The organism is Ruminococcus flavefaciens (assembly GCF_900119075.1).
Taxonomy (GTDB): domain Bacteria; phylum Bacillota; class Clostridia; order Oscillospirales; family Ruminococcaceae; genus Ruminococcus; species Ruminococcus flavefaciens_Q.
In genome coordinates this window covers 22,767-35,083 of the sequence record NZ_FPIP01000008.1, presented here as the reverse complement: position 1 = coordinate 35,083, position 12,317 = coordinate 22,767, and the positions used below count along the sequence as shown (strand labels likewise).

15 protein-coding genes are annotated in these 12,317 nt (G+C 47.5%); 10 read left to right on the top strand and 5 right to left on the bottom strand.

Features of this window, described 5'->3' with window-relative positions; genetic code table 11:
- The first annotated feature begins 6 nt into the window (after positions 1-6).
- The 4 genes from BT105_RS11360 (at position 7) to BT105_RS11345 (ending at position 2,637) form a co-directional block, all read left to right on the top strand.
- Positions 7-963 (top strand): phosphotransferase enzyme family protein, encoded by a 957-nt coding sequence (locus tag BT105_RS11360; RefSeq protein ID WP_072300852.1) that lies wholly within the window; start codon positions 7-9, stop codon positions 961-963.
- Positions 964-1,040: 77 nt separating this feature from the next.
- On the top strand, positions 1,041-1,472 hold the full coding sequence (locus BT105_RS11355; RefSeq protein ID WP_072300851.1) for a hypothetical protein: 432 nt from the start codon (positions 1,041-1,043) through the stop codon (positions 1,470-1,472).
- A 10-nt stretch (positions 1,473-1,482) separates the two neighbouring features.
- Positions 1,483-1,833, top strand: coding sequence for an ArsR/SmtB family transcription factor (locus tag BT105_RS11350; RefSeq protein WP_028515330.1), 351 nt, complete (start codon positions 1,483-1,485; stop codon positions 1,831-1,833).
- Between the two features lie 6 nt (positions 1,834-1,839).
- The gene (locus BT105_RS11345; protein ID WP_072300850.1) at positions 1,840-2,637 is read left to right on the top strand and encodes an amidohydrolase family protein; all 798 of its coding nucleotides are present in this window, start codon (positions 1,840-1,842) and stop codon (positions 2,635-2,637) included.
- A gap of 410 nt (positions 2,638-3,047) precedes the next feature.
- Here BT105_RS11345 and BT105_RS11340 read toward each other — a convergent pair whose 3' ends face one another.
- The 3 genes from BT105_RS11340 to BT105_RS11330 are packed head-to-tail and all read right to left on the bottom strand — an operon-like array spanning position 3,048 to position 4,792.
- On the bottom strand, positions 3,048-3,944 hold the full coding sequence (locus BT105_RS11340) for a prohibitin family protein (protein ID WP_081367876.1): 897 nt from the start codon (positions 3,942-3,944) through the stop codon (positions 3,048-3,050).
- A 34-nt stretch (positions 3,945-3,978) separates the two neighbouring features.
- Positions 3,979-4,176, bottom strand: a complete 198-nt coding sequence (locus BT105_RS11335; protein WP_072300849.1) for a hypothetical protein — start codon at positions 4,174-4,176, stop codon at positions 3,979-3,981.
- A gap of 49 nt (positions 4,177-4,225) precedes the next feature.
- Positions 4,226-4,792, bottom strand: coding sequence for a DUF1836 domain-containing protein (locus tag BT105_RS11330; protein WP_028515326.1), 567 nt, complete (start codon positions 4,790-4,792; stop codon positions 4,226-4,228).
- A gap of 454 nt (positions 4,793-5,246) precedes the next feature.
- Between BT105_RS11330 and BT105_RS11325 the strand changes: the two genes are divergently transcribed.
- The 3 genes from BT105_RS11325 (at position 5,247) to ruvX (ending at position 7,490) form a co-directional block, all read left to right on the top strand.
- Positions 5,247-6,017 (top strand): dihydroorotate dehydrogenase electron transfer subunit, encoded by a 771-nt coding sequence (locus tag BT105_RS11325; RefSeq protein WP_072300848.1) that lies wholly within the window; start codon positions 5,247-5,249, stop codon positions 6,015-6,017.
- Entirely contained in the window at positions 6,017-6,931 is a 915-nt protein-coding gene (locus BT105_RS11320) for a dihydroorotate dehydrogenase (protein ID WP_072300847.1), read from the top strand. The genes BT105_RS11325 and BT105_RS11320 overlap by 1 nt, the downstream gene beginning before the upstream one ends.
- A gap of 130 nt (positions 6,932-7,061) precedes the next feature.
- Positions 7,062-7,490, top strand: a complete 429-nt coding sequence (ruvX, locus tag BT105_RS11315) for a Holliday junction resolvase RuvX (RefSeq protein WP_028515323.1) — start codon at positions 7,062-7,064, stop codon at positions 7,488-7,490.
- Here the strand turns inward: ruvX and BT105_RS15070 are convergent.
- On the bottom strand, positions 7,483-7,656 hold the full coding sequence (locus tag BT105_RS15070) for a hypothetical protein (RefSeq protein WP_177243968.1): 174 nt from the start codon (positions 7,654-7,656) through the stop codon (positions 7,483-7,485). The genes ruvX and BT105_RS15070 overlap by 8 nt on opposite strands.
- 97 nt (positions 7,657-7,753) lie before the next feature.
- Here BT105_RS15070 and BT105_RS11310 point away from each other — a divergent pair, with 97 nt between their 5' ends.
- The 3 genes from BT105_RS11310 to BT105_RS11300 are packed head-to-tail and all read left to right on the top strand — an operon-like array spanning position 7,754 to position 10,462.
- Positions 7,754-9,022: a lectin like domain-containing protein gene (locus BT105_RS11310; protein ID WP_072300846.1), complete on the top strand. Its 1,269-nt coding sequence runs from the start codon at positions 7,754-7,756 to the stop codon at positions 9,020-9,022.
- A 56-nt stretch (positions 9,023-9,078) separates the two neighbouring features.
- Positions 9,079-9,576, top strand: coding sequence for a tRNA (uridine(34)/cytosine(34)/5-carboxymethylaminomethyluridine(34)-2'-O)-methyltransferase TrmL (gene trmL / locus BT105_RS11305; protein WP_072300845.1), 498 nt, complete (start codon positions 9,079-9,081; stop codon positions 9,574-9,576).
- Positions 9,577-9,589: 13 nt separating this feature from the next.
- Positions 9,590-10,462, top strand: a complete 873-nt coding sequence (locus BT105_RS11300) for a DegV family protein (RefSeq protein ID WP_072300844.1) — start codon at positions 9,590-9,592, stop codon at positions 10,460-10,462.
- Between the two features lie 153 nt (positions 10,463-10,615).
- Here BT105_RS11300 and BT105_RS11295 read toward each other — a convergent pair whose 3' ends face one another.
- On the bottom strand, positions 10,616-12,307 hold the full coding sequence (locus tag BT105_RS11295; protein ID WP_072300843.1) for a recombinase family protein: 1,692 nt from the start codon (positions 12,305-12,307) through the stop codon (positions 10,616-10,618).
- Between the last annotated feature and the right edge of the window lie 10 nt (positions 12,308-12,317).

Below are 12,317 nucleotides of genomic sequence, written 5' to 3'. Positions count from 1 at the left end.
GATACTATGGATATCTGCAAAATTCCTCAGCTTTTCGGACTTCCCGAAGCTGAAAAGCTCTCTGAGCTAAACGCAGGACACATAAACCGAACCTTTCTCGCGGTCTGCGGCGACCAAAAATATGTGCTCCAATCTCTGAACAGCTCCGTTTTTCATGCTCCCGAAGCAGTTATGGACAACATCAGCCGCATTGAAGCGGCTTTTGCAGGAGTTTCGGATATTACCGTCCCGCATTTTATCGCCGCAGGCGATAAAAACTATGCGGTCGCCGACGGTGAATTATGGCGTATCTACAGCTACATCACGGCGACCGCAGACGCCGCGGCTGATGCCGCGGCAGCGGGACGGCACTTCGGAGAATTCATTCGTATCATGGACGGAACTGAGCTGAATGAAACGCCTGCAATTGCAGGCTTTCACGATTTCGGCAGGTACTTCTCGGAGCTTTCCGCACTGGGCGGCGCAGAGCCCGAAATAATGCGGAAACTGGACAGTCTCCGCGGCAAGCTTGGACAGGTGTTCACAGACTCGCTGAAAAAGCGCGTCATTCACGGCGACGCAAAGCCTGACAACATCATAATCGGCGAAGCTCCCACTATCATCGACCTTGATACCGTCATGTACGGCTATGCCGCCATAGACTACGGCGACCTCGTTCGCTCGGTATGCCGCAGCAAAGGCTTCGATATCAGCTCAGTCCGTGGCATGACAAAGGGATTTTCACAGGAACTTGGCGGCATTCTGAGCCCACAGGAGATAAGCTCCCTGTATTACGGCGTTTTATGGCTCACAGGCGAGCTTGCAGTGCGTTATCTCGCCGACTCGAAGCGCGAGAACAAATACTTCCGCGGTAAAAGCTCCGCCGACTGCCTTGCCCGTGCAGAGGAGCTTCTTGCGCAGCTTGATTTGTTCAGCTCCCACGAAAATGAGATAAAAGGAATAATATATGAGTATTTTGAATAGGCATATCTCCCCTTATTGCTATTTTTTTTGAAATATGGTATAATGTTTATATAAACAGCGGAAAAGGGGGACGTTTTATGGAGTTTATTCTCGTTATCGCGATAATAGTGGTTCTTTGCCTTATTCTCGGCATAAAAACTATATATCTCCTTGCGGCGGGAGCGGCGCTCCTCGGACTAATCTACGTCGTCTCGCTGGCGCTGCTGTGCTTCTTTTTTGTGCGGCTGTTCTTCACAAAAAAGCACAAAGCTGTGTTCTCGCGCATTGACAAAAGCCCCCGAAGCAGCTTCAAAGTAGCCTACTACACTATCGACGGCACCGAATACCCCAACGTTTTCCCCGAAGAGGGCTTCTTTCGCAGCAAGCTATACCGCAGTGATAAGGACTCCACGGTTTTTCTGGCAAAAAACAAGAAATTCGTTTACGATAAATTCGCCTGCGCTACCTGCACTATCGGCTTTCTGCTGACTATTGCCACGGCTGCCGCAGTATTCATGATTCTGAGATAAGGAGACTCCCATGGACGAACACATTTGCGGCACTCACGGAGTGCATAAGGATATTGTTGAAAAGGTCGCAAAGGTCATGCCCGACGAAGCCCTGCTCTTTGAGGCTGCGGAGCTTCTCAAGGTATTAGGCGACGCCACAAGGGTAAGGATAATTTTCGTGCTCTGCCAGAGCGAGATGTGCGTCTGTGATATAGCGCGTCTGTTAAACATGACTCAGTCCGCCATATCACATCAGCTGAGAGTGCTGAAGCAGGCTCGTCTTGTGAGCTCCCGACGGGACGGCAAGACCATATTCTACTCTATCTGCGACGACCACGTAAAGACCATTTTTTATCACGCAATGGAGCACGTAATGGAGTGATGAACAATGAGGTACTTTGATTTCCATACCCATGCTTTTACTGATACCCTTGCAAATCGGGCTGTTGAGGGGCTTTCCCTTACCAGCGGTATACAGCCTGCCACAGACGGCACCGTAAGCGGACTTCGCCGCAAGCTTGAAAAAAACGGCATTGACCGCGCACTTCTGCTCCCCGTTGCCACAAAGCCCTCACAGCAGGAAACTATCAACAACTGGGCGGCCTCTGTAATGGGCGGCGGACTTTACTGCTGCGGAACAGTCCACCCTGCCGCCGAGAACGCCTTAGAGGAACTGGAAAGGATACGCTCCCTCGGGCTCTGCGGAGTCAAATTCCACTCGGAATATCAGGATTTCTGCCCCGACGAGGAGAGAATGTTCCCTATTTACGAAAAAATAGCCGAGCTCGAACTTATCGCCGTATTCCACGGCGGCTGGGATCCGTACTCGGCAGACGAGATAAAAGCCACGCCTCAGAGCTTTGCGGCTGTGGCAAAGACTTTCCCTAAGCTTAAAATAGTCGCCGCACATCTCGGCGGAATGAAGCTCTGGGACGATATTGAGAAATACACCGCAGGCAAATTTGAGAACCTGTGGTTCGACGTAAGCGTTATCGCACGATATATCGACGACGGCCAGCTCCTGCGCATATTAAAGAAGCAGGGCGCTGAGCGCGTGCTTTTCGGCAGCGACTGTCCGTGGGACGAACCTGCCAACGAGATAGCCATGATAGAGCGTATGCCCCTCACAAACGAGGAAAAAGAGCTTATCTTCTACAAAAACGCAGAAAAACTGCTTGGTATCTGATCTCGCAATAATTTAATGGACGCCCTCTCTTGCAGGGCGCCTTTGTAACTTCGGGGCTCTGCCCCCCTGCCATAGGCACTGCCTTTGGAATCCCGTTTATGAGTTCAGGAAATAATAACTATCCCTTTCCTGCACTCTCAACTTTTTCTTTTTGTGCAATGCACAAAAAGAAAAAGCTTATGTACCCCTACATAAGCTTTCGGAAATTTCTCCGCAATATGAAATAATGTTTACCCCAACGTGCGGCAGTCCCCCGACTCCGCACTTTTTTGTTTGGAGCTCCTTTATTGACCGAGCTCCTATCCCTATCTTGGTCAGATGAGTTCCTTTCTCCACCCCTTGTGAGAGAAAGAAGCTATTTATTGCCGCTCCGAGAGCAGCTTATTTGTCCCCCCGTAAGATAATTTCGATCAGTTATTCTGTCCGCTTGGTGCGGCTTTGTCGTCAATATTAACATCTATGAGCAGTCCGCCGTCCTTACCTGTTACCTTAGGCATTACGCCGTCCCACTTCTGGATCTGCTCGTAAGCGATGACCTTGTTGGAAAGCGACTCCTCAAGGAGCTTGTTAGCGTCTGCCTGAGCCTGTGCCTGCTTGAGTATAGCCTCTGCCTCAGCCTTTGCGGCAATTACCTTCTTTTCAGCCTCGGTGTTAGCGATTACCTTAGCCTGCTCCTGCTCTGTCTTGGTCTTGAGCAGATTCTGCTCTGCTACCTGCTTAGCTTCGATAGCTGTGTTGAACTCAGCGGAGAAGTCAAAATTCACGATATTGAACTTTTCTATATAGATACCATAGGCATTCAGCTTGCTGTCAAGAGCTGTCTTGACCTCATTGCTTACAGACTCACGGTCTGTGATGAGCTGTTCTGCGTTGTATTTGGCAGTTGCAGACTTCATGCACTCCTGAACTACAGGGGTGATGAGTATGGTCTGATAATCAACGCCAACATTCTTGTACATATCAGGCGACTTGTCCGAAACCAGTCTGTAGTTTACAGCGATACTGCTGCTTACGGTCTGGAGGTCCTTGGATACTGCCGAAGCAGGTGTCTCATAGACCTGTATCTTGTTTGACATATTCTCGACTGTCTGAACAAAGGGAGCCTTCATGTGGAAGCCCTCCGACAGCGGATTTGCCGATACCTCGCCAAGTGTGAGAACAACGCCCGTGTTACCTGCGGGAACTATAGTGAAGGAGTTTACTGCAACGAATATGGCAGCAGCTCCGATAACTATCCATTTTACGCCCTTGAAGCTTGGCTTCTTTGGCATATTGTTTCCATTGATCTCTCTAACATTAACACCCATAATGATTCTCCTTTTTCAGTCGTTTGCCTGTAATTTAATTCCTGTTGAGATAATATTTTCCGTCCTCTGTTGCCGAGATTACATTGTCATAAAGCATCTCAAAGGTCGCTTCGGGATTGTAGATACCCATTTCATGCAGAGTTTTGGCACTGTCTGCCGAAAACGCCTTTGAAATCTCGAAAAGCTTGATTATCTTCTTCTTGCTCATAAATAATGCAGTTACAACATTCATTTCCAAAACCTCCCGTATATCGTATATCCGTAATGTTTACCCCTAAACCTTACATTTCGTCAAGAATGACTTCCAATCCCTTTTCCATTTCTGTCCTGAGACAGCCGCTCCTGTAGCCCATTACCATGACGTACATAGCCTTTTTGAGCTTTTCATCGTCCGCTATCTCCTTTGTGTTATCCGCTACCTCACGGGCTACAAGGGACTTGATATGGTCTGTATCAAAGGCTCCCTCGTCCTCGGCGGTAAAGATTATCCTGCAAAGGATATCGTAAAGGAGAATATCCTCAATGATATCGTCTGAGGTGTCCTCAACATCGCCGTTTATGTAGCGCATAAGATTTGCAATATCCTCCAGCTTCATAGCCTTGCGGAGCATATTGATAAGCAGTATGCGGAGTATCTGTTTTTCGGAGTATTTCTTGCCCTTTGTAGCCGATACCCAGCCGCGCTTTATCCAGTTCTGAATGGTAGTACCCTCCAGACCTGTCAGCTTAGAGAGCTGTGAAAGCGTAAGACCGCCTGTAGCTTCAAGAACGGGTGATATAAGTGAAAAAGCAGATTCTCTTGCCTGCTCTGAAAACTTCATTGTAGTACCCGGGATAAGCCTGTTCATAGTCGTTATCTCCTTTCCTGTGATGATATGATTATATCACAGGTTCATTTGAACTGCAAGTATAATCTGCGGACGTTTTTACGGGATTTCTGATATTTTTTTGAAATTATCATAGTATTTCATTGATTTTCAAACTTTTTCACAGTTTTTCTCGCATTTTTAATTTTGCAGGCAACAGCTTGATAATTTGCAGACAATGTGGTATAATGATATAAATCATAGTTAGCGTAAAACTCGCTGAAACTATGAAAGGGATTCCAAAGGGACTGTGTTCCTTTGGCGGAGTGACTCCCCATAAAATGGGGAGATGTCAGCAAAGCTGACAGAGGGTGCCGGACACGATTAGTGTCGCCCTGCAAGAGAGGGCGTTCCCTTAACGGGCGGATAATATCCGCCCCTACAGCGGGACGCCGAGGGCGGCGCCCCCTACAAAACCACTAAAAAGGAGAAGAATATGAAGTACACGCAGGGACAATACATTATAAAAGAAAAATCCGCTATTGCCCGTGAGATATACAGCTTCACCATTGCCTGTCCCGAGGTGGCGGCAGCTGCAGCTCCCGGACAGTTCGTACATATCAGGGCAAAGGGCTATACTCTCCGCAGACCTATCTCTATCTGCGGCATCGACAAGGAAAAGGGCATTCTCCGTATCGTTTTCGAGATACGCGGCGAGGGCACTGCCGAGATAGCCAAGCTCAATCAGGGAGACCTCATTGATATGCTGGCTCCTCTGGGACACGGCTTCACAGTGGATAACAGCTTCAAAAAGGTAGTTCTCATCGGCGGCGGTATCGGAACTCCGCCAATGCTGCCCCTTGCCAAAGCTTACGGCGAAAAGGCTGTGGCTATAAGCGGATTCAGGAACGCTTCCGCAGTTATTCTTCAGGAGGATTTCCGCAAAACAGGCGCTGAGACTATTCTCTGCACCGACGACGGCTCCGCTGGTATTCACGGCTTCGTAACACAGCCATTCAAGGAGCTTGCCGAAAAAGGCGGTATCGACGCGGTATACGCCTGCGGACCTATGCCAATGCTGAAAGGCATTTCCGCTATATGTAAGGAAAACGGTATATTCTGCGAGATATCTCTCGAAGAGCGCATGGCTTGCGGTATCGGAGCCTGTCTGGGCTGTGCCTGCAAGACAAAGCGCAATGACAAGGAATATTTCGCTCACGTCTGCAAGGATGGTCCTGTATTCAATGCTGAGGAGGTGCTCTGGTAATGGCTGATCTTTCTGTAAAAGTCTGCGGCGTGGACTTCAAAAACCCTATTATCCCTGCTTCGGGAGTATTCGGCTACGGACGCGAATACGAGGAGCTCTTCCCTCTTGACAAGCTGGGCGGAATCGCTACAAAGGGCACAACACTGCATCTTCGCACGGGAAATCTGGCTCCGAGAATAGCTGAAACTCCCTCGGGTATGCTCAATTCCGTAGGTCTCCAGAACCCCGGTATCGACCATTTCATCAACACCGAGCTGCCCTATCTGCTCACAAAGGATCTTGTAGTCCTTGCAAATATCGCAGGCTCGACTCCCGACGAGTGCGCAGAGGTAGCCGCAAAGCTGGAAGATACTGACGTGCACATGATAGAGCTGAATATCTCCTGCCCTAACGTTAAGCAGGGCGGTGCGGCATTCGGTACGAGCTGCGAAATGGCGGCTGAGGTCACAAGAAAGGTCCGCGCAGCTACAAAGAAGCCCCTTGTGGTAAAGCTCTCGCCAAATGTTACAAGCATTGCTGACATCGCTAAATCTGTTGAAGCCGCAGGTGCTGACGCAGTATCGCTGATAAATACTCTCCTCGGCATGAGGATAGACATAAATACAGGCAGACCTATTCTCCGCAACAACGTCGGCGGAATGAGCGGTCCTGCGGTATTCCCTATTGCTGTACGCATGGTATGGCAGGTGGCAAACGCAGTAAATATCCCTGTTATCGGCATGGGCGGCGTGTCCTCGGGACGTGACGCTATCGAGCTTATGATGGCAGGAGCCTCCGCAGTACAGGTGGGCGCGGCTATATTCACCGATCCCTATGCGCCTGTACGCATAGTCGAGGAAATGAACGACTGGCTTGACAGCAAGGGCATTGCTTCGGTCAATGATATCATCGGCACGGTAAAGCCGTGGGCTTGAGCCGTTAGCCCTTAGCTTGTAGGGGCTGATGCCCACATCAGCCCGCTCAAATATCAAAAAAAGGCACGGGGCGATGTAGGCATCGCCCCCTACAAACGGCTATTTGCTTCATAATTTACCGGAGGTAAAAATGATTATAATGTCAGTTGACTTCGGCGACGCAAGAACGGGTATCGCAGTATGCGGAAAAAGCGAGATGATAGCTTCTCCCGTGACGGTCATCGCCGAAAAGGACTTCACAAAATGTATAGAAAAGACCGCTGCTCTTGCAAAAGAACAGCGTGCCGAGCAGATAGTGGTGGGCTATCCCATGAATATGAACGGAACTGTCGGTGAAAGAGCCGAAAAATGCAAGCTCTTCGCCGAGGAGCTGGAAAAGCTCACAGGCGTTGCCGTTAAGCTCTGGGACGAGCGCTGCACCACAGTTTCAGCCCATAATGCGCTGAACGTCACCAACACACGCGGAAAAAAACGCAAGGCTGTAGTCGACGCAGTGGCGGCAGTGCTTATCCTCGAGAGCTATTTAGGCTACAGACGCAACTCGGGCGAGCCTACATAAGCACAGACTTTATATCGTCAAGCAGATTTCCTGCGGCTTTGAGAGTTTTCCCTGCGTCGCGCTTTATGCTCATTTTCTTCATGGGACGGGCGTTGGACAGCGCATAGCAGGCAAAGCCTACTACAGCTCCCGCAGCCGCACCCTTTGCAAGTGATATCAAGTTCATAACACAATACTCCGTAGTTTATTATCCGCGAAGGCGGACAGTAATATTATCTGAAAAAAGCGCTGAAGTATTCCGATATCACGAAAGGAAAATAACGATGAAAAAACTTCTTATAATATCACTTTTACTGGCAAATATACTTTCAGTTTGCAGCTGTTCGGATAATAACACATCTTCCGATAAGTTCACCGAAACAACAACTGCTGCTGAAACCACCGCTGAAACAACCACAAAGGAGAAGAAGGTCTACGACTACGTTCACGGTGAGGACGGATACTATAATATTGCGGACGAAATATCCGATTTTAAAATGGAAACGCAGAAGGGAGGCACCTGCTGGATTTATGCAGGTGTGGCAGGAATGGGAACAGCCTATGCTAAAAAGTACGGCAGCTATCCCTCGATAGACCAGCTCGAACTGCTCGACATCACCTATATAAATGAAAAGAATGAAGGTTTTTTCCCGAAAGAAAGCTTTGATCCTAAAGAGCTCGGTGGCTGGCAGTGGATGTTGACAGAAACTCTGACTAACGGATTCGGCGACTATGTTATCGACAGCTCGGTAATATTAGATGTGAAAGACCGTGAAGCAATAAAAAAAGCTGTGAAAAATCGTGGCGGAGTCGCTATCGGAGTAAACGATACCGATGAAAAATATAAAGGCTGGTTCGGACAGTATTATACCCTTAATTATTCAAAAAAAGAATTCGACCATGATATTACCATAATCGGCTATGACGACCACTTCCCGAAGGATTACTTCAAAGAGCCTGCTTCCGAGGACGGTGCGTGGATTTGCTATAACAGCTCTCTGGGCTCGGCAGGATTTTTTTATGTATCCTATTGTGCGCCTTTAGAGTACGGCATAAGCCACTCCGTAACCGATAAATACGGCGATATCCTCAGCTATGACGCAGGCAACGAAGAGGATAAGTACATAAAAACAGGCGAATGGACAAATACCGCAAATGTTTTCCATAAGTCGGGCAAGCTTGCCGCTGTGGGAACATATAATGACTTTGACGAGCAGAATATCAAGATACAGGTATACAGCGCCGACTTCAAGGATATCCTGTATACACAGGACGCTGTCCTCGATTATCACGGCTTTCATACCATAGAACTTGATGAGCCCGTTGATGTTACGGACTTTGCCGTTGTCATCTCATATGAAAAGGGAGCTCCCGTTGAAGGCGAGGATATCGACTACGATTGGGTAGATTACAAAACCGTTTCCGAAAGCGGACAGTCCTTCGTTTCGATCGACGGCAACTGGAAGGATACGACCGACAGCGATATCAAAAAGGCTCTTAATATCACCTTTGAACCCAATAACTGCTGTATAAAGGCGCTTTTTGCCAAATAAACAGGCTTTTTTCTCCGCACGACGGAGTTGAAATAAAACTATATAGAAGGATAATTATGCAAAATCTCAATATCGTCCTTGTAGAACCTCAGATACCGCAGAATACGGGAAATATCTCCCGAACCTGCGCCGTTACGGGAGCAAGGCTCCACCTCATCCGTCCGCTGGGCTTCGAGGTCAGCGACAAGCACCTGAAACGTGCAGGTCTGGACTACTGGGACAAGCTGGACATCACCTATTACGACAGCCTCGCGGACTTCTTCGAGAAAAACAAGGGCGGTCACTTCTTCTACTTCACTACAAAGGGACTTCACGTCCACAGTGAAGCGGAATACCCCGACAATTCATACCTTGTTTTCGGACGGGAGGACAAGGGACTTCCCGAGGAGCTTCTCCACGACAATCCAGAGAGCTGTGTAAGGATACCTATGCGCAATGAGCTGCGCAGTCTCAATCTCTCAAATTCCGTGGCAATAGCGGTATACGAGGTGCTGAGACAGTGGGACTACCCCGACCTTTCCCGTGAGGGAAAGCTTACAAAATACGAATGGTAAAGGAGACAAAATTATGAGAAAGATAGCTATACTTACCGATTCATGCTGCGATCTTCCCAAAGAAACTATAAAGGAGCTTGGAATAAAGGTTCTGCCCTTTACTCTCACCGTTGGCGGCGAGAGCTTCAGGGAGATGTACGACAAGTCAACAAAGGAGTTCTATGAGCTTCTCGAAACTACCGACGAGATACCAAAACACTCGCAGATTTCTCCCATAACCTTTGAGGAGGCCTACAAGGAGCTCTTTGAAAAGGGCTACACCGATATTATCAGCGTGTCTATAAACTCAAAGGGCTCGGGCACGTTCAATAACTCAGTTCTCGCAAAGAACGATTTCTACGACAACAATCCCGAGGCTGAGGGAAAAATGCGCATATACAATATCGACTCAAAGTGCTACACCCTTTTCTACGGCTATCCCGTTATGGAAGCCGCAAAAAAGATACGCCGCGGCGCTGAGCCCGAGGAAATAGTTGCCTATCTTAAGGACTGGTTCGACGTCTGCGCTATCTATGCAGTTCCCTTTACTCTCAAATATGCCAAGAAATCTGGTCGTATCTCCGCAGCAAAGGCTTTTGCGGGAGAGCTTCTGGGACTCAAGCCCGTTATCATGTTCGCTGACGGAAATACCGAGACTGTTGACAAGATAAGAGGCGAAAAGAATATCGTTTCCAAGCTTGTTGAGATAGTCGAGAAGAATATGACTCCCCAGACTCCGTATATCATGCTCCACGGCAAGGACGACACCGTAGCCAAGGAAGTCGAGAAGGAGCTTGCCAAAAAAACAGGCAGAAAAGCTGAGATGTTCGGCAGCATAGGCGCTGTCGTAACAGCGAATATCGGTCCTGACCTTGTGGCAGTTGTCGTAAGACGTAAGAATAAGTAAAAATAAAGGGAACGCTTATAACCATAGTGCTTATACAGAAGTTTTATGCTTATTATTGGGGGGAAGCCTTTCTTCAGAAAGGTTTCCCCCATAATTAACTATAAGCTTCTATATGAGTATTACGGTTATAGCGTTCCCTTTTATGATGCGGTGTTACTGCATCTTATAAGAATCGATCATCTTCTTGCTGATATGTCCAGAACGCCGAACACAACGTCCATCATTTCTGATATATGATATTTCCGCAGCTATATTGATTTTCAGCTTAACTTCAAGCTTCATTGATTCCCTGTTAATAGGGACAACGTCTATTCTGTCGATAATAGCCTTTGTCATTTCATCAACTTCATCATGTGACATCTGATGCCCGGGTGTGTACATATTGCGGAAGTAATTCTCTATCTTTTCCATTTCCTTTGCGTAATCATCTTTTGCCTGTGCCTTGAGTTCCAACGCATGGATATCCTCTTCAAGCTGTGAGATAAGAACATTGACACTGTCATTACGCTCACGGAATTCATCTCTTGAAATAATATTGTCAGTATAAAGGTCAAGCAGCTTTTCGCGCTTGGCTTTTTCTTTTGTTAGTCGTGTCGTTAGATCATTTATCTGGTGTTGTAAACCTGTATCGCGTCCGCTTTCACGGTATATCCGCATGAAATCAGTAACATACTCATCAATATTACCAGCAATGGCCTGAAAATGCTCTGACAGCATTTTATAGAGGTCTTCCTCCATAATAGAAAATGAAGCACAGCTCTTAGCTCCAAAACGCTTTTTTTCACTGCAAACCCACTGATATATGGGATTGCCTTGCGATACACTGTTGGAATAGCTGGTGCGCCAATACGGCTTATCATGAGCTTTGCACCATAATACCCCAGTAAATACGCTCCTGTCCTTGAATGAGCGTCCTCTTGACTTTATTGCAGTACTGCGCTCACGGAATATGGCATTGCTTTTTTCCCATATTTCCTCGCTGACAATAGCAGGAACTATCTTCCCTGTCTCGTCCTTATACAGCACCCATTCTTCTTCAGGCAAAAATCTCTGCTCACGGGTACGGTAGTCCACTATTTTTACCTTGTTGCCGCAGTAGTAGCCCTTATATTTAGGATTCTGAATAATTCCGTTGATCGTATTATGGTGGATACTTGCACCATTCCGGTTACGGTAACCTTTTTCCCATAGTATTTTTTCGATTTTACGCGAACTATAGTCACCTGTTGAATATAAATCGAAAATCAGCCTTACCATTTCAGCTTCCGCTTCATTTATAACCAGTCTGCAATCCTGTTTATCGTATCCGAAGATACGGCTGTTTCCCATAACATTACCGCTTTCAATAGCGCGTTTGTGTCCCCAGCGCACACGCTCGGAGAGCTTTCGCACTTCATCTGCTGCTATACTGGACATAATGGTCAGGCGAAGTTCACTATCTGTATCTATTGTGCAAATGTTATCATTCTGAAAGAAAACGCCAACCCCTGCCCTTAGCAGGTCACGGGTATATGTCAGACTGTCGATGGTATTTCTGGCGAAACGGCTTACTTCCTTCGTTAGGATCAAATCAAACTTCCCTGCCTTGCCGTCCTCAACCATACGCATGAAATTAGTACGGTTCTCTGCTGCTTCGCCGCGTATTCGGTCGACGTATCCCTCCACGTACTCCCAGTTTGAGTTATGATTAATCATATCCGTAAAAAACGCAATCTGATTCTCCACAGAATTTTCCTGCTCCTCTTTTGTCGTCGATACACGTGCATAAAAGGTCACACGCATTGGAACATCAAAAATAGTCTTGCGTTCAGCCTTCATCTGATTAGCGATATTATATATATCCATCGATACTCCT